Annotated in this window: 15 protein-coding genes; 6 read left to right on the forward strand and 9 right to left on the reverse strand. The window is 67.0% G+C overall.

Features of this window, described 5'->3' with window-relative positions:
* Positions 1-24 precede the first annotated feature (24 nt).
* Positions 25-1533 (reverse strand): argininosuccinate lyase, encoded by a 1509-nt coding sequence (gene argH / locus ACOABP_RS18880; RefSeq protein ID WP_474229448.1) that lies wholly within the window; start codon positions 1531-1533, stop codon positions 25-27.
* Between the two features lie 148 nt (positions 1534-1681).
* Here argH and ACOABP_RS18885 point away from each other — a divergent pair, with 148 nt between their 5' ends.
* Positions 1682-2557 (forward strand): LysR family transcriptional regulator, encoded by an 876-nt coding sequence (locus ACOABP_RS18885; RefSeq protein WP_474229449.1) that lies wholly within the window; start codon positions 1682-1684, stop codon positions 2555-2557.
* An 18-nt stretch (positions 2558-2575) separates the two neighbouring features.
* On the opposite strand, the gene ACOABP_RS18890 is transcribed toward ACOABP_RS18885, so the two are convergent.
* Positions 2576-3217, reverse strand: coding sequence for an FMN-binding negative transcriptional regulator (locus ACOABP_RS18890; RefSeq protein ID WP_474229451.1), 642 nt, complete (start codon positions 3215-3217; stop codon positions 2576-2578).
* Positions 3218-3332: 115 nt separating this feature from the next.
* Between ACOABP_RS18890 and pdxR the strand changes: the two genes are divergently transcribed.
* A complete protein-coding gene (gene pdxR, locus ACOABP_RS18895) occupies positions 3333-4814 on the forward strand; it encodes a MocR-like pyridoxine biosynthesis transcription factor PdxR (RefSeq protein ID WP_474229453.1) in 1482 nt (493 codons plus the stop codon).
* Between the two features lie 116 nt (positions 4815-4930).
* Here pdxR and ACOABP_RS18900 read toward each other — a convergent pair whose 3' ends face one another.
* A complete protein-coding gene (locus ACOABP_RS18900) occupies positions 4931-5926 on the reverse strand; it encodes a LacI family DNA-binding transcriptional regulator (RefSeq protein WP_474229454.1) in 996 nt (331 codons plus the stop codon).
* Positions 5927-6228: 302 nt separating this feature from the next.
* Here ACOABP_RS18900 and ACOABP_RS18905 point away from each other — a divergent pair, with 302 nt between their 5' ends.
* The 4 genes from ACOABP_RS18905 to ACOABP_RS18920 all read left to right on the forward strand — a co-directional run bounded on the left by ACOABP_RS18905 (position 6229) and on the right by ACOABP_RS18920 (position 11106).
* Positions 6229-7368 (forward strand): L-talarate/galactarate dehydratase, encoded by a 1140-nt coding sequence (locus ACOABP_RS18905; RefSeq protein ID WP_474229456.1) that lies wholly within the window; start codon positions 6229-6231, stop codon positions 7366-7368.
* Between the two features lie 86 nt (positions 7369-7454).
* A complete protein-coding gene (locus ACOABP_RS18910; protein WP_474230440.1) occupies positions 7455-8411 on the forward strand; it encodes a Bug family tripartite tricarboxylate transporter substrate binding protein in 957 nt (318 codons plus the stop codon).
* 231 nt (positions 8412-8642) lie between these two features.
* The gene (locus tag ACOABP_RS18915; protein ID WP_474229457.1) at positions 8643-8810 is read left to right on the forward strand and encodes a hypothetical protein; all 168 of its coding nucleotides are present in this window, start codon (positions 8643-8645) and stop codon (positions 8808-8810) included.
* A 61-nt stretch (positions 8811-8871) separates the two neighbouring features.
* Positions 8872-11106, forward strand: coding sequence for a phosphocholine-specific phospholipase C (locus ACOABP_RS18920; protein WP_474229458.1), 2235 nt, complete (start codon positions 8872-8874; stop codon positions 11104-11106).
* A 39-nt stretch (positions 11107-11145) separates the two neighbouring features.
* Here ACOABP_RS18920 and ACOABP_RS18925 read toward each other — a convergent pair whose 3' ends face one another.
* From ACOABP_RS18925 to ACOABP_RS18950, 6 genes are all read right to left on the reverse strand, one after another.
* Positions 11146-12150 (reverse strand): DUF58 domain-containing protein, encoded by a 1005-nt coding sequence (locus tag ACOABP_RS18925; protein WP_474229460.1) that lies wholly within the window; start codon positions 12148-12150, stop codon positions 11146-11148.
* A 25-nt stretch (positions 12151-12175) separates the two neighbouring features.
* Positions 12176-13174 (reverse strand): AAA family ATPase, encoded by a 999-nt coding sequence (locus tag ACOABP_RS18930; protein WP_474229461.1) that lies wholly within the window; start codon positions 13172-13174, stop codon positions 12176-12178.
* Between the two features lie 9 nt (positions 13175-13183).
* Entirely contained in the window at positions 13184-15769 is a 2586-nt protein-coding gene (locus tag ACOABP_RS18935) for a fused MFS/spermidine synthase (RefSeq protein ID WP_474229462.1), read from the reverse strand.
* Complete coding sequence (locus ACOABP_RS18940; RefSeq protein ID WP_474229463.1) at positions 15766-17580, reverse strand: arylsulfatase; 1815 nt, start codon at positions 17578-17580, stop codon at positions 15766-15768. The genes ACOABP_RS18935 and ACOABP_RS18940 overlap by 4 nt, the downstream gene beginning before the upstream one ends.
* A gap of 55 nt (positions 17581-17635) precedes the next feature.
* Positions 17636-18652, reverse strand: a complete 1017-nt coding sequence (locus ACOABP_RS18945; protein WP_474230441.1) for an HAD family hydrolase — start codon at positions 18650-18652, stop codon at positions 17636-17638.
* A gap of 115 nt (positions 18653-18767) precedes the next feature.
* A complete protein-coding gene (locus ACOABP_RS18950) occupies positions 18768-19964 on the reverse strand; it encodes a formylglycine-generating enzyme family protein (RefSeq protein ID WP_474229464.1) in 1197 nt (398 codons plus the stop codon).
* Positions 19965-20002 lie beyond the last annotated feature (38 nt).

The following is a 20002-nucleotide window of genomic DNA, read 5'->3' on the forward strand; positions in this document are numbered from 1 at the left end:
TGGCTAGTGGCTGTTGGCGATGGACTACGGCTGCCGGCTGGCGAGTTGTTCGACCGCGTGCTTCATCGTGGCACGATTCGTCCCCACGGTGTTGCGCAGCGTATCGATGGCATGGCGGTCACGCGCCAGCGCGGCAAGCTGGGCGTCGACCTGATCACGCACAAGGATCGGTGCGGGGCCGCCGGCGGCCAGTCGCGCAGCGACACCCTGCTCCGGGTCCAGGCAGCGCGCCACGGCTGCGGCATCGAGCGCCAGCGCGCGGCCGGTGTGATGCGCGGCCGCGCCGTTCACCATGTCGCTATCGATCTCGCAGGCGGGGATGTGCCGGTCGAGCGCCTCGCGCACCACGGCGCCCACCACGTGATGGGCCTCGCGGAACGACATGCCGGCATCGCGCACCAGCATGTCCGCGAGGTCGGTGGCCGAGGAAAAGTCGCGCCGGGCGCGGGCCAGCATGTTGGCCCGCTGGGGCGTGGCGTTTTCGAGCACGAGCTTGAGCAGGCTGGCGCAGCGCAGGGCTTCATCCAGGGCTTCCCAGAACCCACGCATGCTTTCGCGATTGCCGTCGCCGCTGTGCGTGAAGTTGCTGCCCTTCAGCGCCGCCAGCGAGGCCGTAAGCAGGCCGATCATGTGCCCACCCTTGCCCTTCAGGTATTCCAGCACGACCGGGTTTTTCTTCTGCGGCATGATGCTCGACGTGCCGGCCACGCTGTCCGGGAAGTCGATCAGGCCGAACTCCGGCGTCGCCCAGATATACAGGTCCTGCGCCACGCGGCCCCATGTGACGGTGGCAATGGTGATGGCGGACAGGATCTCCCAGGCAAAGTCGCGCGAGGCCACTGCGTCGAGCGAATTGGGGGCGTAGCTGGAGAAGCCCAGCCAGCGTGCCGTGGCGGCGCGATCGATCGGGAACGCCGTGCCGGCCAGCGCGCCTGCGCCCAGCGGGCAGGCGTCGAGGCCGTCCAGCGCATGGCGCAGCCGTGCGATGTCGCGGCCCATGGCCTGCGCCACGCCGGACAGGTAATAGCCATAGGTGATGGGCTGCGCGGCCTGCAGGTGCGTATAGCCTGGCATCACGGCATCGGCGTGGGTGGCGGCCTTCTGCAGCACCACCTCGCGTGTATCGGTCAGCGCGGTCAGCAGCGCCAGCACGGTATCGCGAGCGCGAAGCCTGTCGTGCGTGGCGAGGATGTCGTTGCGGCTGCGCGCCACATGAAGACGGCCGCCGGTATCGGCACCGGCCACGGCCATCAGCCGCGCCTCGTAGTTGAAATAGGCGTCTTCGCGCTCGGGGTCCAGCGGTACGGCGCCCGGGCCTTCTGCCTCGATCTGGCGCAGCGCGCGGGCCAGCGCGCCGGCCACGTCGGCCGGAATCAGGCCGGCGCCGTGCAGCATCAGCAGGTGCGCCTGGTTGATGTCGGTGAGATAGCGAAAGCCGGGGCCGAATTCACGATGCAGCCGCGGCAGGTAGATGTGCTCGCAGACTTCGGGGGCGGTGGCTTGCGTCAGGCGGCGGCTGACCTTCGATTCCATGCAACTTTCTCCTCGTTGTTGGAGCCCAGTATGGGAATCGCGTCGTCATATCGTCAAATCACTAGTTTTATCGTCCAGATACGGATTTGATATACCATCGGCCACACCCTCCGCGCTCCCGCGCGTTTGCACCGAAGCCCCCAGCGCCATGAATTTCAAGCAGATCGAAGCGTTCCGCGCCGTGATGATGTCCGGTTCGATGACCATTGCGGCGACGCAGCTGCATACCTCGCAGCCCAATATCAGCCGAGTGATTGCGCAACTGGAAAAGGCCTGCGGCTTCCGGCTCTTCACGCGGATTGCCGGCCGGCTGACGCCCACCGTCGAAGCGGAGGCGATGTTTCGCGATGTCGAACGGGCCTTTGTCGGCCTGGACAGCCTGCAGGCATCCGCGCGCTCGATCCGCGAGGTGGGGGTCGGCACGCTGCGCGTGGGCACGGTGCCGTCGATCGCCATGACGGTGATGCCCCAGGCGATTGCCCGCTTCCGGAACCGGCATCCCGATGTGCCGATCGCCGTGCATACGAGCGATTCACCAACCGTGGCGAAATGGACGGCGGCGCGGTTCTGCGACGTTGGGTTGGTGTCCTATCTGGTGGAAATGGCGGGCATCCGCAGCGACGCCCTGCACCGCGAGGCAGGCGTCTGCATCGTGCCGGCCACGCACAATCTGGCGAAAAAGCGACGTATTCGCGCGCAGGACCTGGCTGGCGAGCCGTTCATATCGCTGACGCGCGGCGACGGCACGCGAGCCATTGTCGACGCCGCCTTCGTTCCCGACCAGCGCGTGCTCACGCTGGAGACTCCTTACGCGGCCACTATCTGCACGATGGTGGAGATGGGCCTGGGCGTCAGCGTGGTCAATCCGCTGGTCGTGCGCAGCCTCCGCTTCCCGGGCCTCAAGGCACTGCCCTTCGAACCCGCCATCGAGTTCGAGAGCTTCGTGCTGATCAACCAGCAGCACCCGGTGCCGGCGCTGGCCCAGGAATTTCTGGATTGCGTGCGGCAGGTGATGCGGGGGTAAGGGTCCGGGCGAGCCCGCTCACCCGCGCTCCTTCTCCTCCGCCCGCGCGAGCATTGCCTGCCCTATCACCGTGCTGCCCTGGGCCATCAATGCTTCACCGGGACCGCGGATATCGCGTGCGTCCTTGTGCTGGCCCAGCTTCAGCTTGCCTTGCAGGCGTGTGATCTCGATCTCGATGCCGACGATGGACTTCAGCAGCGTGTCGATGAAATCGGTGGGCGCATCGGACATCTTCCATGGCCGTGGCTGGCTGGCCTCGTGGTGGCGGGTCAGCCGGGCTACCACGCCGCGCACATAGCGCTCGTCGTCGTGCACCGTGATGCGCCCGTGGGCGTGTACCACCTGATAATTCCAGGTGGGCACCTGCTTGTGGGCCTCGTGCTTGCTGGGGTACCAGTTCGGCGAGATATACGCATCCCCCGAGCGGAAGACGACTAGCACCTCGTCGCCATTGGTCACGTCCTGCCAGACCGGGTTGGCGCGGGCCACGTGAGCCTTGAGGATGCCCGACTCGCCAAGGTCCGGGTCGATTTCGAACGGGATATGGTTGGCATCCATGCCGCTGCGTCCGTGCGTAAACAGCGTGCCAAACGGGTTGGCGCCGATCAGCGCATGCATGGCCTGCTGGTCGGCCAGGTCGAAATGGGCGGGGACGTACATGACTGCTCCGGCATGGTTCTGGGGGATATCGAAGCCATATTCTGGCGATAAACTGGAGTAGAGTGTAGGGCCAGTTTATGCCGATTTCACCAGACCACTTTCCCGCTGCCCCGCCATGCCCAGAACCGCAAAAGTGCCCGAAATCCCGTTTGTCGGCACATTGGATCGCGACGCCGGGCCGTTGAGCCGCCAGCTGGTGCAGGCCTTGCGCGACGCCGTGGCGCAAGGCGACCTGAAGCCCGGAGAATCGCTGCCGTCCACGCGTGCGCTGGCCGAGGCGCTGAAGGTATCGCGCGGCACCGTGGTCGAGGCCTTCGAACAACTGGTGGCCGAGGGCGTGTTCACCGCGCAACACGGTGCCGGTACGCGTGTGGCGGCGCTGGCGCCCGCCCCAGCCGCGCGCCGGCGGGTGCGTGACAGCATCGCACTGCCCCCGGCCGCGCAGAAATTCGCTGCCATCGCAAAGGAATTCACCGCGCTGCCGCCGGTGCCGTTCGCGGTGTCGGTGCCCGCTGGTGCAGCCGCGCCCAACGAAGACTGGCGCCGGCTTGGCAACCGGTTGCGCGCTGGCGGCAGCGCCGCGCCGGCCGGCTATGGCGAACCGCAAGGCGCGCTGCCATTGCGCGAGGCAATTGCCGACTACCTGCGCCGCTCGCGCTCGGTGCATTGCGACGCCAGCCAGGTTGTGATCACCACGGGCACCCAGCAGGGCCTGTTCCTGTCGTGCCAGGTGTTGCTGGAACCGGCCGATGCCGTATGGGTCGAGAACCCGGCCTACCGCGGCATCACGGCCATCCTGGAAAGCATCGGGCCGCGCGAGCGTATCGTGCGTGTGCCGGTGGACAACGAAGGCATCGACGTCGACGCGGGGATCGCGCTGGCTCCGCAGGCGCGCGCCGCGTTTGTCACGCCCTCGCATCAGTATCCACTGGGTATGCCGCTGAGCATGGCACGGCGCAAGGCACTGCTGGCCTGGGCAGACCGGCAACAGGCGTGGGTCGTGGAAGACGACTACGACAGCGAACTACGCTACGCGGGGCATCCGTTTCCGTCGCTACAGGGGCTGGCGCCAGAGCGCGTGATCTACCTTGGCACGTTCAGCAAGATCCTCTATCCGTCGCTGCGGCTCGGCTATGCCGTGGTCCCCGATGCGCTGGTCGAAGCCTTTATCGGCGCACGCGTGCTGATGGACCGCCATCCGCCGACGGCAGACCAGCACGTGCTGGCGGCGTTCATCGCCGAAGGGCATCTCGATCGCCATATCCGCCGCGTGCGCGGCGTACATGCCGAGCGGCGCGCGTTCGTGATCAGGACCATCGAAAAGGAGATTTCCGCCGATCTGGCGTGGCTGCAGCCATCAGACCAGGGCATGCACCTGGTGTTGTGGCTGGCACCGGGCATCGACGACCGGGCGGTGGTGAAGCGCGCCGCGCAGGCCGGCGTGTCGGTACGCGCCGTATCGCCAACCTACGCGGGAGACAAGCCGCCCGCGGGACTGGTGCTGGGGTTCGGCGGCTTTGGAGATCGGGAAATCGAGGAAGCGGCGCGGCGGCTGGCGGGCGTGATTGGTGCCTCGTCCGAGACTAGACGAGCTTGATCGGTCAGGGATACCTCGCGACCAACCCATCCGCTGTCAGCAGCGGTAATGCCTTCGACAGTGGCCTGCGAGATCAGCACGCGGTCGAACGGATGCTTGTGGATCTGCGGTCTCTCTCAGGTCGACCCCCGCTCCACAATCCTGAACCCCATGTCCACCACCGGCTCCGTCACGGTTTCGCCCCGGCAGCGTGCCAGCAGCAGGCCGGCGGCCCGTGTGCCGATGCCGGCGCCGTCGACCTGTACCGTGGTCAGCGATGGCGCCATGTCCGCGGCGAAGTCGGCGTCGCCGAAGCCGCAGATCGCCAGGTCTTCGGGAATGCGCAGGCCGCGCGCCCTGGCCTCTTCCACCACGCCTTGCGCAAGCTGGTCGGAACTGCAGAAGATGGCCTGGATTGTAGGGTCCTGCGCCAGCAGATCGCGCAAGGCCCGGCGTCCCAGGCCCAGGCTGCTTGGGGCGGGCACGCGTGCGGTGGGCACATCGTGGCCCAGCGTCGAGATAAAGCCATCGCGGCGCTCGGCCGCGCGCTGGTCGTCGCCGGTGGCGATGCCGAAACGCCGCCAGCCCTTTGCCAGGAAATAGCCGGCCACGGCACTGCCCACCTTCAGGTGCGAAAAGCCCACGGCCATATCCACGGGCCGGTCGCTGAGGTCCCATGTCTCCACGACGGGGATGCCCGAGCGGCGCAGGCGGTCGCGCGATGCCTGGGCATGGACCAGCCCGGTTACCACGATGCCATCGGGCCGGCGGCTGATCATCGTGCCCAGCAGCGCTTCTTCGCGCGCGTGGTCATAGCCGGTCTGCCCCAGGATCAGCTGGTAGCCGGCCGCGTCCAGTGCATCGGTCAGCGCCTTCACGGTGGGAATGAACTGCGCCACGGCAATATTGGGCACCAGCGCGGCCACGGTCAGGCTGCGGCGCGATTTCAGGCCACCGGCCAGCAGGTTCGGGATATAGCCGGTGACTTCCACGGCCTGCTGCACGCGGGCGATCGTCTTGGCGGAGACCAGCCCCGGATTGCCTAGCGCCCGTGACGCGGTAATCAGGGACACCCCTGCTTCGCGCGCCACATCGTGCAGGGTGACGGATTTGCCGCCAGATGAATCGGACATGCCTGTTCGGGATAAATGAATTGCAGTGCGGGTAAACGACGATGCCAATGGCTGCCGCAACGGTTGACCGTGGCAAATGACAACGTTAGCATTCTTCTCGTCCGCTGTCCGGGTCAAGACACCCTGCGGCGGCGGAAGACGAGTTTTCAATGCACGTTGCAAACATTGGGGCGCCAATTCGCGTCACAACATTGCGGCGACCCGCATTATAGCAACGCACATCGGCCGGAATCCGGCCATTTTTTGACAACGATGTCATACGATGTCCGAAGTCTAGGACGTTAATCAGGATGCACCGCCTCATGACCACCTCGCCCGCCTCTGACGCCATCACCTCCATTCGCCTGTCGTCCTGCTACCTGCCACTGGCGACGCCGATCAGCGACGCCAAGGTGCTGACCGGCCGCCAGAAGCCGATGACCGAAGTAGCGATCCTGTTTGCCGAGATCCGCACGGCCAGCGGCCACGAGGGCCTGGGCTTCAGCTATTCCAAGCGCGCTGGCGGCCCCGGCCAGTTTGCGCATGCCAGGGAGATTGCCCCTACCCTGATTGGCGAAGATCCGAGCGATATCGCCAAGCTGTGGGACAAGCTGTGCTGGGCCGGCGCCTCGGTCGGCCGCAGCGGCCTGTCGACGCAGGCGATTGGCGCCTTCGACGTGGCACTGTGGGATCTCAAGGCAAAGCGTGCCGGCCTGTCGCTGGCAAAGCTGCTGGGCTCGCATCGCGACTCCGTGCGCTGCTACAACACGTCAGGCGGTTTCCTGCATACGCCGCTGGACCAACTGCTGGTCAATGCGGCCGCGTCGGTGGAGCGCGGCATTGGCGGCATCAAGCTCAAGGTGGGCCAGCCGGACGGCAAGATCGACATCCAGCGTGTGTCCGCCGTGCGCGAAAAGCTGGGCGACGCCGTGCCCATCATGGTCGACGCCAACCAGCAGTGGGACCGCCCTACCGCGCAGCGCATGTGCCGCACGTTCGAATCGTTCAACCTGGTGTGGATCGAGGAGCCGCTAGACGCCTACGACCATGAAGGCCATGCCGCGCTGGCGCAGCAGTTCGATACGCCCATTGCTACCGGCGAAATGCTGACCAGCGCCGCCGAGCACTGGGACCTGATCCGCCATCGCGCCGCCGATTACCTGATGCCCGATGCGCCGCGCGTGGGCGGCATCACGCCGTTCCTGAAGGTCTGCGCACTGGCCGAGCATGCCGGGCTGATGATCGCGCCCCACTTCGCCATGGAACTGCACGTGCACCTGGCTGCGGCGTATCCGCGCGAGCCGTGGGTCGAGCATTTCGACTGGCTCGAACCGCTGTTCAACGAGCGGCTCGACATCGCCAACGGCCGCATCATCGTCCCGACCCGCCCGGGCCTGGGGCTCACCGTCAGCGAACAGGCACGCGCATGGACGCGCGAGCAGGCCGACTTCGGCGCCCGCTGATTCGACCGCTGACTCGACCGCTCGCAGTCGTCGGACAACATCACCGCAAACAACAGTAAAACGGAAACACAAGGAGACAAACGATGATGAAGAAAGCGCTGGTATCGCTACTGCTTGGGGTCACGATGGCGGCAGCCCACGCCGCCTGGCCAGAAAAGCCGGTGACGATGATCGTACCGTTCCCGCCGGGCGGATCGACGGACAACATCGCCCGCATCCTGAGCGCCAAGTTCCAGCAGACGTTCGGTGGCAGCTTCGTGGTGGACAACCGTCCCGGCGCGGCGGGCATGATTGGCGCGGCAGCGGCCAAGCGCGCGCCGGCCGATGGCTACACGCTGTTCGTGTCGTCGCTGGGGCCATTCGTGATCGGCCCGCACCTGACGAAGACCGCCGGCTATGACCCGACGAAGGACTTCGACTACATCAGCGTGGCCGTGCAGGCGCCCAACATCCTGGCCGTGCCGGCCAGCTCGCCGTACAAGTCGCTGCAGGACGTCATCAACTACGAAAAGGCCAATCCGAACAAGATGACGTTCGCGTCGGCCGGCAACGGTACCAGCGACCACCTGACGGCCGAGCTTTTCTGGCAACAGACCAACACCACGGGCGTACACGTGCCCTACAAGGGCGGCGCGCCGGCGCTGAACGACCTGCTGGGCAGCCAGGTGGATGCCACGTTCATGAACATCAACACCGCCGTGCCGCACCTGAAGGCCGGCAAGCTGCGCGCGCTGGCCATCACCAGCAGCAAGCGGTCGCCGATCCTGCCCGACGTGCCGACCATGGAAGAACTCGGCTACAAGGGCGTGACCGTGTATTCGTGGCAGGCCATTGCCGCGCCGAAGGGCCTGCCGGCCGATATCAAGGCCAAGCTGCACAACGCCGTGGTGGCCGCGATGAACGATCCGGCCAACAAGCCGAAGCTGCTGGAACTCGGGTTTGAAGTCGTGGCCAACACGCCGGAGCAGTTCACGGCGTTCCAGGCATCGGAGTTCGCGCGCTGGAAGAAGGTGATCCAGACCGGCAACATCACGGCCGACTAAGGTTCGGACAGCGCCGCCAGGCCCCTTCGCGGGCCGCTGCGCGCGCGGTAAATAGCATCGCCAGAGGGCGCCGTCATGGCGCCCTTTTTTCATTTCCGTGACAGGACGTCTTTTTACATCTTGTTGCCAAAAGCGCTCATTACGTCACTGATCTGTCACGTTTCATCCTTAGTCTTGCGGGGCCTCCGGAAGCACATTTTCCGAATCACCCTCAAAGCCGAGGACTCCCCCATGCAAACCATGCGCCTGACCAGGGTGCTGCTGGCCGTCTGCCTGACGGCCGCGGCACTGTCCGCCTGCGGCGGCAACGACGACGGCCCAGCCAATCCGTCCAACCCTGCCAACCCGGGCGATCCGTCCACCCCGTCCCAGCCGATCGAAAAACGCTGCGCACCGTGATGTGCGCCGTGATCTCCGTTGATCGCCCGTACCGCCCGACTCATCCCCGTACAGCAAGAACATGAACTCTCGCCGCAAATTCCTGCAGGCGAGCGCAGGCGCCGCCTTTTCGGCCGCTGCGCTCGCCACCTTCCCGCCCAGCATCCGCCGCGCGCTTGCCATCCCGGCCAGCAACGTCACCGGCACCATCATGGACGTCCAGCACGTGGTCATCCTGATGCAGGAGAACCGCTCGTTCGACCACTACTTCGGCACGCTCAACGGTGTACGCGGCTTTGGTGACCGCATGACGATCCCCATGCCCGATGGCCGCAAGGTGTGGCAACAGCAGCGCACCAACGGCACGCTGATGACGCCCTATCACCTGGACAGCACGGCCAACAATGCCCAGCGCGTGTCAGGCACCCCGCACGAATGGAACGACAGCCAGAACGCCTGGGACAACGGCCGCATGACGCGCTGGCCCGTGTCCAAGACCGACCGGTCGATGGGCTACTACAAGGAGCAGGAACTGCCGTTCCAGTTCGCGCTCGCCAATGCCTTCACGATCTGCGACGCCTACCACTGCGCCATGCACACCGGCACCGACGCCAACCGGTCGTTCCACATGACCGGGACCAACGGCGCAACGCCGCAGGGGGTGGCTTTCGTGAACAACGAGTGGGATGCCATCTACGGCGCCGCCAGCGAAAACGCGGTCGGCTACACGTGGAAGACGTATGCCGAACGGCTGGAAGAGGCGGGCGTGAACTGGATCAGCTACCAGAACATGCCCGACGAATGGGGCGACAACATGCTGGGCGCGTTCCAGGCCTTCCGGCGCGCCAACCTGGCGTCGGGCTTTCCGGTGTCGAGCGGTGGCTCGCCCGGCCGCCCGTACGGCACGCCAGCCCAGGCCGTGCCCTACAAGGCGTATGACGCCGCCACCGACAACGCCGCCAATCCGCTCTACAAGGGCATTGCCAATACGCTGCCGGGCGCACAGCCCGAGCAGTACCTCGATGCGTTCCGCCGCGACGTCATGAACGGCACGCTGCCCCAGGTATCGTGGGTGAACGCGCCATCGATCTACTGCGAGCACCCCGGCCCGTCCAGCCCGATCCAGGGCGCCTGGTTCCTGCAGGAAGTGCTCGACGCCCTGACCGCCAACCCCGACGTCTGGAGCAAGACCGTCCTGCTGATCAATTTCGACGAGAACGACGGCTTCTTCGACCACGTGCCGTCGCCGTCCGCGCCTTCGCGCAATGCAGACAACAGCTTCGCCGGCAAGACCACGCTGCCCGAAACGGCGTTGACCGCCGAATACTTCAACCAGGGCCCGCCCGCTGGCAGCACGAGCCAGCCGGCTCCAGACGGCCGCGTCTTCGGCCCAGGGCCGCGTGTGCCGCTGTACGTGATCTCGCCGTGGAGTCGAGGCGGCTGGGTCAATTCGCAGGTGTTCGACCATACGTCGGTGCTGCGTTTCCTGGAGGCCCGTTTTGGCGTCAAGGAGCCGAACATCAGTCCGTTCCGCCGTGCCGTCTGTGGCGACCTGACCAGCGCCTTCAACTTCAAGACGCCGAACACCGAGGCGCTGCCCACGCTGACGGGCCGCTCCACCCGCGACGCGGCTGACCGTGTGCGCGCCGCGCAGCAGGCCCTGCCGGCCGTGCCGGTCCCCAGCGCCATGCAGTTGCCGGCGCAGGCGCCAGGTACCCGCCCGTCGCGCGCCCTGCCCTACGAGCTGCATACCAGCGCGCGCTGCTATGACAGTGGCCAGGTCGAACTGATCTTCGCGAACACCGGCTCGCAGGCCGCGGTGTTTCACGTCTACGATGTCGCCAATATCGACCGTATCCCGCGCCGCTACATGGTAGAGGCCGGCAAGACGCTGATCGACAGCTGGGATGCCGCGCTCGCCAACGCCGGCCAGTACGATCTCTGGGTATTGGGCCCGAACGGCTACCACCGGCACTTCAAGGGCGACCTGAAGCAGTTGGGCCGGGCCGCCGCGTCACCCGAGATCCGCGTCTGCTACGACATTGCCAACGGCAACGTCTTCGTGGACCTGATCAACAAGGGCGCCCAGCCCTGCACGTTCACGGTGACGCCGCTGGCCTACCGCGCGGACGGCCCGTGGCAGGCCACCGTGGCGCCCGGCGCTACGTCCACGCTGGACTGGAAGCTGCAGGATAGCGGCCAGTGGTACGACTTCGCGGTCACGTGCAGCAGCGACCCGGCGTACTACCGGCGCTTTGCCGGACGCGTCGAGACGGGCAGGCACACCGTCAGCGATCCGGCGATGGGCGAAGGCTGATCGTCTTCGCCGGTCCCGGTCAAGGCGTGCCTGCTCCTGCTAGGGCGCGCCGGACGCCGCACGTCCCAGCAGCCGGCGCAGCTGGGCGGCGGTGTCCTCGGCCGCCGACAAAGGCAGCAGCGGCACGCCGATGGCCTTGTGCCAGTCCATCAGCGCGGCACTGTGCCCATCGGCAAAGCTGCGCACATTGCGCCGCAGCGCTTCGTGGCCGAAGCCGAGTTCCACCTGCAGTTCGCCGTCGCTGACCACCAGTTGCCCCGATGCCGGCAGTTCCAGCAGGAACGGGTCGTAAACCAGTACCGACAGCACGTCGTTACGGCTGCGCAGGGCCAGCATCAGGTGCCGGGTCTGGTCATCGCTGCCGTCGAAATCGCTGATCACGATGACCAGGTGGTCGTGGTGCGCCAGCCGCAGCGCCCGTTCCAGCGCGCCGTTCAGCTGGGCGGCGCCGCGCTGGGCCCGCGCATCGGCGCGCAGCCGCTGGTTGTGCCGGGCCAGGTCGCCCAGCAGATGCAGCACGCCGTGGCGGCTGCGCTGGGGCGCCATGCTGGTCTGGTCGGTGTCCCCGAAAATCACGCCGCCCACGCGGTCGCCGTCGGCCACCACCCGCCACGCGGCCAGCGCCGCGGCTTCGGCCGCCGTCACCGATTTCATGGCCCGGCGGCTGCCGAAGAACATGTTCATGCGCTGGTCCACCACCAGCAGAACCGGTCGTTCCTTTTCCTCGGCGTACAGGCGCACGTGCGGCTTGCCGGTGCGCGCCGTGACGCGCCAGTCCATCGTCCGGACATCGTCGCCGGGCAGGTAGAGACGGAGTTCCTCGAAAGCCAGCCCGCGACCATGCACGCGCGACCCATGCCGCCCGGACAACAGGCTGTGTACCGGCTGCCGCGTGCGGAAATGGAAGTCGCGCACGCTGGCTTCCAGACTGGCCAGCGCGGCCAGGTCCACGCTTACGCCGGGCACCACCTGCGATGCGGCAGGCGCGCGGTCGGCGTTGGCGCTGGCCGGGGCGCGGGCGCGCGCGGCGATGTCGCGGGTCATGGCGCGTTGGTGTGCCGTGGCGGGCTCAGGCCACCGCCACGCGTTCAAGCAGCCGGTCGATCACGGCATCGGCGCCCACGGCTGCGGCGTGGGCTTCGTACGAAAGGATCAGGCGATGGCGGAACACATCGTGTACCACGGCCTGCACGTCGTCGGGCGTCACGTGGTCGCGGCCACGCAGCCAGGCGATGGCGCGCGCCACCTTGTCGAGCCCGATCGACCCGCGCGGACTCACGCCAACCTGGATCCAGCGCTTCAGGTCGTCGTCGAACCGCCCCGCATCGCGCGTGGCCTGTACCAGCATGACGATGTAGCGCTCCACCGGCTCGCTGACCGTCACGCCATGAATGGCCTGGCGGGCGGCAAAGATGGCCTCGGGTGACAGCCGCTGCTCACTGGCCTGTGCACCCGCGCCGCCCGCAGGCGGACTTGCCGTGCCACCGTCATCCTCTTCCGCCCGGGCCAGCCGGATGATCTCGGCCTCGGCATCGGCTTGCGGATACCCGACACTCACATGCATCAGGAAGCGGTCCATCTGCGCCTCGGGCAGCGGATAGGTGCCCTCCTGCTCGATCGGGTTCTGCGTGGCCATCACCAGGAATAGCGGTTCGAGCGGATGCGTCTTGCCGCCAACGGTCACCTGCCGCTCTTCCATGGCCTCCAGCAGCGCCGCCTGCACCTTGGCGGGAGACCGGTTCACCTCGTCGGCCAGCACCAGGTTGGCGAACAGCGGGCCGGGCTGGAAGCGGAAGTCGCCCTTGCCCCCGTCGGTGACATAGATGTCGGAGCCGGTGATGTCGGCGGGCAACAGGTCGGGCGTGAACTGCACGCGCGACAGCCTGGCATCCAGATGTCTGGCAAGGCTCTTGATCGCCCGCGTCTTTGCCAGTCCCGGCAGACCCTCCACCAGCAGGTGGCCGTTCGCCAGCAGGCCCAGCAGCAGCCGCTCGATCATGCGGGCCTGTCCAACGATCGACTCGCCCATGCGCGCCTGAAGCTGCAGGATGTCGTCGCGCGCATTCATCGTGGTCTCCTAGCGATCCGGGCGTCCGCCCGTGAACCAGTTGTAGTAGGGGTTGTCCGGGTCCGCGCGCATCACCGTGTCGATATCGCGCATCCATTGCGCACGGTCGCCGCGATAGGCATCAAGCCCCGCGGCATAGAACGTATGCAGCGTGGCGCGTTCGCGGCGGATGTCCTGGTACAGCGCATCGCTTGCGCCGCGCAGCGGCGGATCGCCAGTCAGGTCGAGCAGTTCGCGCAGCACGGGGGGAAAGTCCTGCCGGCGCACCCAGCTGGTGTATTCGATGCGCGGCCGGTCATCGGTCACGGCCGGGGCATCGCCTGCAAACCAGTCCAGCCCGGCGCGATCGGTGACATAGGTAGCCAGCAGCGCCGCCGGCGACGCCACCCCCACCGCGCGCAGCGCCGCCGACACCTGCGGCTGGGCGAAACGCGAGGCAATCGTGGCTGCGTCCAGCGCCATCGGCTGCAGCGATCCGACCAGCAGCATTTCGTGCAATTCCGTGGTCCACAGCGTGGCATGCGGAAACACATCGAGGAAGCTGCGCACCAGCGAACGGGTGTCGTCGCGGTTCTGCGTCGGCAGCGGCAGCCACTGGGCCACGATGCCGCCCGCCTGCAGCCGCGCGGCGGCCAACTGGTAGAACTCGCGCGAATACAGGTTGACCACGCCGCTGGCCGAAGGCGGCGGTGGCTCCAGCGTGATCAGGTCATAGCGCTGCGCGCTTTGCAGCAGTTCGCGGCGCCCGTCACGCAGGCGGATATCCACCTGCGGGCTGCGGCTGACATCGAAATTGCCCTGGAACTCGGGCACGGCGCGCACCACGGCCGGCAGCAGTTCCGCCACCACGCGCTGTTCAAGCCCCGGGTACTGCAGTGTGGCACCGGCCGTGATGCCCGTGCCCAGGCCGATCACCAGCGATGCGCGCGGCGTGCCGTTGTGAACGATCAGCGGCAGCAGCGCCTGCAGGCGCATGTAGCGCAGCGAGGTCATCGTATCGCCCGAATTCGACACGCCCTGGATATAGAGACGATGAAAGCGCTGCGCGGCCTTGCCCTGCTCCACCACGGCCACGGTGGCACCCCGGCTTTCTTCATAGAACACCAGTTCGCCGCCGCGCGTCTTTGCCAGCAGCGCGGCAAGCCGGTCGGCAGGCGTCGCCACGGCAACGATCAGCGCGACGACGGCCAGCAGCGGAATGCCAAATCGGGCACGGCGCCCGGCGCCATCGCCAAACGCCACCGCCAGGATGGCTACCAGTCCGCTGGCGGTCGCCAGCACGCCGAGCGTATGGATCACGCCCAGCGTCGGCACAAGCCAGACGCCTGCCAGCACCGATCCCGCGATGCCACCGAGCGTATTGAGCGCCAGCACCGCGCCCACGCCAGACCCGGTACGCGAAGGGTCTACCGACAGGCGCACCACGTATGGGAAGGCCGCCCCGAGCAGCAACGTGGGCACGAACACGATACACAGCGCCGCCACCGCAAAGCTGGCGCAGGTGGCCGCCAGCAGGTTGCCGGTGGCGCCCTGCACGCGCTGCGACACCAGGTGCTGCGCGGCGGGCAGCCATTCGCCCAGCCACGCGAATTCGACCAGCGCCACCAGTCCGGCGCCTACGATCAGCAGCGCGAACACGCCCCACGGGTCTTTTGCGCGGTCCACGCGCCGGGCCACGAAGACACTGCCGATCATCAGGCCCGCCAGGTATGTGGCAAGCATCACGGCAAAGGCAAATGCCCGCGTGCTCAGGAACTGGACGATGGCCTGCGACCAGACCACCTCGTAACCGAGCGCAATGGCGCCGGCCAGCGCATAGAGCGTCAGCGCCAGCACGCGCTGGCCCGAAGGGCGCACGGCAGCCGGCTGGGTCGATGGTGCCTCGGCAGGTCCGGTCAGCGTACGGCCGAACCACCAGGCACCCAGCGCCGCCAGGCCATTGAACGCGGCCGCAACCAGCGCGCTGCCGGTAACGCCCAGCATCGGAATCAGGACAAAGGCCGCCAGCAGCGTGCCGGCGATGGCGCCGGCCGTATTGGCCGCGTAAAGCCGCCCGCCATTGCCGCCCAGTGCCACGCCGTCGCCGCGAATCGCGCGCATCAGCGCCGGCAACGTGCCGCCCATGGCGATGGCAGGCAGCGCCACCAGTGCCAGCGGCAGCAGCCAGGCGGACGCCCCGATCCGCAGTTCAAGCCAGGCGAACGGCGCTGCGGCGCGGGCCAACGCCAGAGTTGCCGCGATACCCAGCACGGCAATCGCCACTTCCAGCCACAGGTAAAGGCGCCAGGCAGATGCCGTGCGGTCGGCCAGCTTGCCCACGGCCCAGCCGCCCAGCGCCAGCCCGCCAAAGAATGCGCTGACGCCGATGGTGACCGCATGCACGTCCACGCCCACCACCAGCGACAGCTGCTTGATCCACAGCACCTGATAGACGAGTCCGGCCACGCCGGACAGACACAACAACGCCGCGGCCCTCAAGAGGCCGCGGCGCGCCTGGGCTTGCGCGCCCGCTGCCGCGGAGACGGCGCCCGATGCCCGGCGCGAGACGCGTTGGCGCTTCACGCCGGGCTCCAGCTTGCGATGGGTTGCCGTCACTTTTTCTGCTGTTGCGGTTGCTGGACCTTGGCCATCTGGTCGGCCACCTGCCGCTTGATCTTCTCGCTGGCCTGGTCGATCGTGAAGCTGGCCGGCAACTGGCTCGGCGGGTAATCGACAAAGGTCTGCAGGAAGTTGATCGCCCGGCGGTTACCCTCGATGAACAGGAACGGGTTCTGCGTTTCCAGATCGAAGTACCGGTTGGTCGGGCCGGTGTCGGCGCGCTCGTATGGGTCCATGCGCAAATTGAAGTACTTGGGCGCCCGCAGGCACGTGAATGGCTCCTTCCAGACCATGAACGATCCGTTCTGCCGCTGCTCGCAGAACACGATCTTCCACGCGGTAGGCTGCGTCGCCCCCTGGGTCAGCACGTCGTAGCGCATTGCCACCAGTTCGGCATCGTCATTGAAGTAGTAGAACTCGCTACGCGCGCTCTTGTCGGTCTGGCCGGTCAGCATCGGCAACTGGTTGTAGCCGTCCAGGTGGACCTTGGCGTTCTTGCCGCCGAGGCTCGTGCCCTTCAGCAGACGGTCCTTGACATCGCCATCGCCGGCCGCCGCAAGCAGCGTCGGGAACCAGTCCAGGCCGGACATCAGGCCGTTTGTCACGGATCCGGGCTGGATCCTGCCTGGCCAGCGCACCATTGCCGGCACACGGAACGCACCTTCCCAGTTCGAGTCCTTCTCGCTGCGGAACGGGGTGTTCGCCGCGTCGGGCCATGTGAAGAAGTTCGGGCCGTTGTCCGTGGTGAAGATCACGAGCGTGTCGTTGGTGATGCCCGAGTCGTCCAGCACCTTGAGCAGCTTGCCGACGTTCTGGTCCATCTCCCACATGCCATCTGCATACTCATGGCCCTTGCCGAGTCCAGCCTTGCCTTCGTATTCGGGGCGCACGTGCGTGAACAGGTGCATGCGCGTGAAGTTCATCCAGACAAAGAACGGCTGCTTGGCCTGCGCCTGCTTCTGGATGTAGTTGACGGCGGCACCGGTGGTTTCGTCGTCGATCGTTTCCATGCGCTTGCGGTTCAGCGGCCCGGTATCCTCGATCTTGCCGTCGGCCGTGCTGTGCAGCACGCCGCGCGGGTTGTAGAACTTGAGGAAGTCGGGGTTGTCCTTCGGCCAGTACGGACGCTCGGGTTCCTCTTCCGCGTTCAGGTGGTACAGGTTGCCAAAGAACTCGTCAAAGCCGTGCTTGGTCGGCAGGAAGCGGTCCTGGTCGCCCAGGTGGTTCTTGCCGAACTGCGCCGTGGCGTAGCCCAGCGGCTTCAATGCCTGCGCAATCGTGACGTCGCGGTCCTGCAGGCCCACCGGAGCGCCGGGCAGGCCCACCTTCGACAAGCCGGTACGGAACACGGACTGCCCGGTGATAAACGTCGAGCGCCCCGCCGTGCAGCTGTTCTCGGCGTAGTAGTCGGTCATCATCATGCCCTCGCGGGCAATGCGGTCGATGTTGGGCGTCTTGTAGCCCACCACGCCGTGGCTGAACGCGCTGACATTGCCCAGGCCCACGTCATCGCCAAAGATCACGAGGATGTTCGGCTTGCCGCCGCGACTGCCCTGCGCCACCGTGCCGCTGGCCGGTGCTGCCGCCACGGGCGAAGCGCCGGTGGCGTCCGGTGCCGATGCCACGGGCGAGGCCGGCGTGGTCGCCACGGGCGGCGGCGCGGCGGGCACCTGGGCGGCCGGCGCCGATGCTGCGCCAGGCGCCGCCTTGTTCTCGTCGGCCTTCTTGCAGCCAGCCACGGCCAGGATGGCGACAATCGCCGCACTGGTGGCCAGCCTGGTCAGACGCGTCCCCGCTTCTGGTCTCATCGAAAGCTCCCTCTGGTTTGGTTCGGGGCGTTAGGAGTTCAGGAAATCGCCAGGATCAGGGCTGGGCAAATGGATAGATGCGCGCCCAGTCCTGCTTCATGCTGATGACGGTCCAGCCGCGCGTAAGCGCCTCGTCCAGCGCCTTGTCGAGCTTGCCGATCCCCGACTTGCGGTCGTACGCAAACTCGCGCTCGGCATCGTCGTGGTGGACCAGCACGGCCAGGCGCTGGCCGGTGCCGGCCATCGTGTACTGCAGCATCTGCAGGTCGCCGTCGGAATTGCCCACGGCCAGGATCGGCCGCCGGCCAATCTGCCGATAGATGCCCACCGGCTTGCCGGCGCCGTCATTGATGAATTCGAGCTTGGGGCCGCGCAGCAGCGTGGGCTGGCCATTGCGCACCTCGTAAGTCACGGTCTGCGTGGACCCCACCACTTGCTCGGGCGGGATGCCGTACACACGCTCCGACCACGGCCGCATGAACTCGATGGTGCCGCCCGACACGATGAACGTCTTGAAGCCGTTGGCCCGCAGGTAGTTCAGCAGCTCGATCTGCGGCTGGAACACCAGGTCGGTATAGGGCCGGTTGAATTTCGGGTGGCGCGCGGTATCCAGCCAGGCGCGGATCGTGCGGTCGTACTCGTCCACCGTCATGCCGCTGTTGGCCTGGGCGATCAACGGCAGCAGGCGCTTTTCCTCGCGCATCAGCCCGGCCATGTCATTGGCCATCAGCGCCTTGAAGGCAGGGTTGTTCTTCCATTCGGGATGCTGGGGCGCGGCGGCGCGAATCTGGTCGAGCAGGAAGAAGAACTGGAAGTACAGCGGCTGCTCGCTCCACAGCGTGCCGTCGTTGTCGAACACGGCGATGCGCTCGGCAGGCGGCACGTACTCAGGCGTGCCTGGCCGCGTGACCGCTTCGACGAAGTGGACGATGGCCTGGCGCGCCGCGCCGTCGCGCCACGATGGCAACGCCGTTGCGGCACTGGCCGCAGTGGCCGTTCCCGCAGGCTGCGCGCTGGCCGACCCATCCGCACCGGGCCCCGACGCACAGCCTCCCAGCGCCGCCAGCAGCATTGCCAGGACGGCGGCTGCCTTTACATCGGACACCGCACGGCGAACAAGCCGATGGCTTCCTGCCCAGGCGAATGGCATCGTGCGTTCCTCCTTGATCGTCAAAACGGGAAGCGGCTTACGGGCGTGCGGCAAGCGCGGGCTGCCGGCGGGCTTCGGCCCAGGTGCCGTCATCCATCACCAGCCGGAACCCCAGGTGCGACATGCTCGTGTACGGATCGGTGCCACGCCGTGCACTGGGCCGATAGCTCAGGCAGAAATCCTCGTTGCACAGGAACGACCCGCCGCGCGTGACACGCTTGGGCGCAGACACCGGTACACCGGGTTCGGTCGGGTCCCACGAATCGGCCGGGCCCGCCGGGTTCTGCAGCGCGGCCGTGGTCACGCGGGCTTCGCGCCGGAACTGGTCGGCCCGGTACCAGTCGGCGACCCATTGCCATGCGTTGCCGGTCATGTCGTAGAGGCCGTAGCCATTGGCCGGAAAGGTACCCACCGGGCTGGTGCCCGCCGCGCCGCCGGCCTTGGCGCTGACCACCGGAAATGGCTGCACCTGCTGCCCCTGCCAGACGTTGGCCATCTGGCGGCCATCGGGCGCGAACTGGTCGCCCCAGGCGTAGGTGGACTGTTCCAGGCCACCGCGTGCGGCGAATTCCCATTCGGCCTCGGTGGGCAGGCGCTTGCCCACCCATCGCGCGTAGGCCTGCACGTCCTCGTACGAGACCTGCACCACGGGGTGGTTGTCCTTGCCGTCGATATTGCTGCCGGGGCCGTTCGGATGCTTCCAGTCGGCGCCGGGCACAAAGCGCCACCAGCGCCAGTACTCGCGCAGCGGCACCGGGCTGTTGGTGCCGACGAAGACCATGGCGCCGGCAACCATCGCGCTGTCAGGCGGACGTGGCGTACCGGGCGGCAACTGCACCTTGATGGTTTCCCAGTCCGGCCTGCGCTCGGCCGTGGTCAGGTAGCCGGTGGCGGCGACGAACTTGCGGAATTCGGCATTGGTCACGTGGTGCTGGTCCATCCAGAAGCCGTTCACGTGGACCTTGTGCGCGGGGCGTTCATTGGCTTGCGCCATCTTGTGGTCGCTGCCCATCTGGAAATCGCCGCCGGGGACATGGACCATGCCGCGCGGGCCACTTACGCCATCGCCGGCACGGATAGCCGGGGCATCGGTGCGCGCGCTCTTCGCGTGGTACCACCAGGTACCGCCGGCACCGGCCGCGACCATGCCCAGCGCAAGCGCCACCAGCCACACGCGTTGGCGCCAGACCGGCGTGGCGGTGGCAATGGCCCTGCCTTGCTGCTTCCGTCCCATCGACACTCCTTGCACGATACGATTCGATCACCTGATCC

This window comes from Cupriavidus sp. HE11 (assembly GCF_056097175.1).

Excerpts from the sequence above, each read along its gene's own strand:
- ACOABP_RS18945 (WP_474230441.1), bottom strand. The coding sequence starts at position 18,652 with ATGCTGCTGGCGGCGCTGGGAGGCTGTGCGTCGGGGCCCGGTGCGGAT.
- ACOABP_RS18925 (WP_474229460.1), bottom strand. The coding sequence starts at position 12,150 with ATGACCCGCGACATCGCCGCGCGCGCCCGCGCCCCGGCCAGCGCCAAC.
- ACOABP_RS18940 (WP_474229463.1), bottom strand. The coding sequence starts at position 17,580 with ATGAGACCAGAAGCGGGGACGCGTCTGACCAGGCTGGCCACCAGTGCG.
- pdxR (WP_474229453.1), top strand. The coding sequence starts at position 3,333 with ATGCCCAGAACCGCAAAAGTGCCCGAAATCCCGTTTGTCGGCACATTG.
- ACOABP_RS18950 (WP_474229464.1), bottom strand. The coding sequence starts at position 19,964 with ATGGGACGGAAGCAGCAAGGCAGGGCCATTGCCACCGCCACGCCGGTC.
- ACOABP_RS18900 (WP_474229454.1), bottom strand. The coding sequence starts at position 5,926 with ATGTCCGATTCATCTGGCGGCAAATCCGTCACCCTGCACGATGTGGCG.
- ACOABP_RS18890 (WP_474229451.1), bottom strand. The coding sequence starts at position 3,217 with ATGTACGTCCCCGCCCATTTCGACCTGGCCGACCAGCAGGCCATGCAT.
- argH (WP_474229448.1), bottom strand. The coding sequence starts at position 1,533 with ATGGAATCGAAGGTCAGCCGCCGCCTGACGCAAGCCACCGCCCCCGAA.
- ACOABP_RS18905 (WP_474229456.1), top strand. The coding sequence starts at position 6,229 with ATGACCACCTCGCCCGCCTCTGACGCCATCACCTCCATTCGCCTGTCG.
- ACOABP_RS18915 (WP_474229457.1), top strand. The coding sequence starts at position 8,643 with ATGCAAACCATGCGCCTGACCAGGGTGCTGCTGGCCGTCTGCCTGACG.
- ACOABP_RS18885 (WP_474229449.1), top strand. The coding sequence starts at position 1,682 with ATGAATTTCAAGCAGATCGAAGCGTTCCGCGCCGTGATGATGTCCGGT.
- ACOABP_RS18930 (WP_474229461.1), bottom strand. The coding sequence starts at position 13,174 with ATGAATGCGCGCGACGACATCCTGCAGCTTCAGGCGCGCATGGGCGAG.
- ACOABP_RS18910 (WP_474230440.1), top strand. The coding sequence starts at position 7,455 with ATGAAGAAAGCGCTGGTATCGCTACTGCTTGGGGTCACGATGGCGGCA.
- ACOABP_RS18920 (WP_474229458.1), top strand. The coding sequence starts at position 8,872 with ATGAACTCTCGCCGCAAATTCCTGCAGGCGAGCGCAGGCGCCGCCTTT.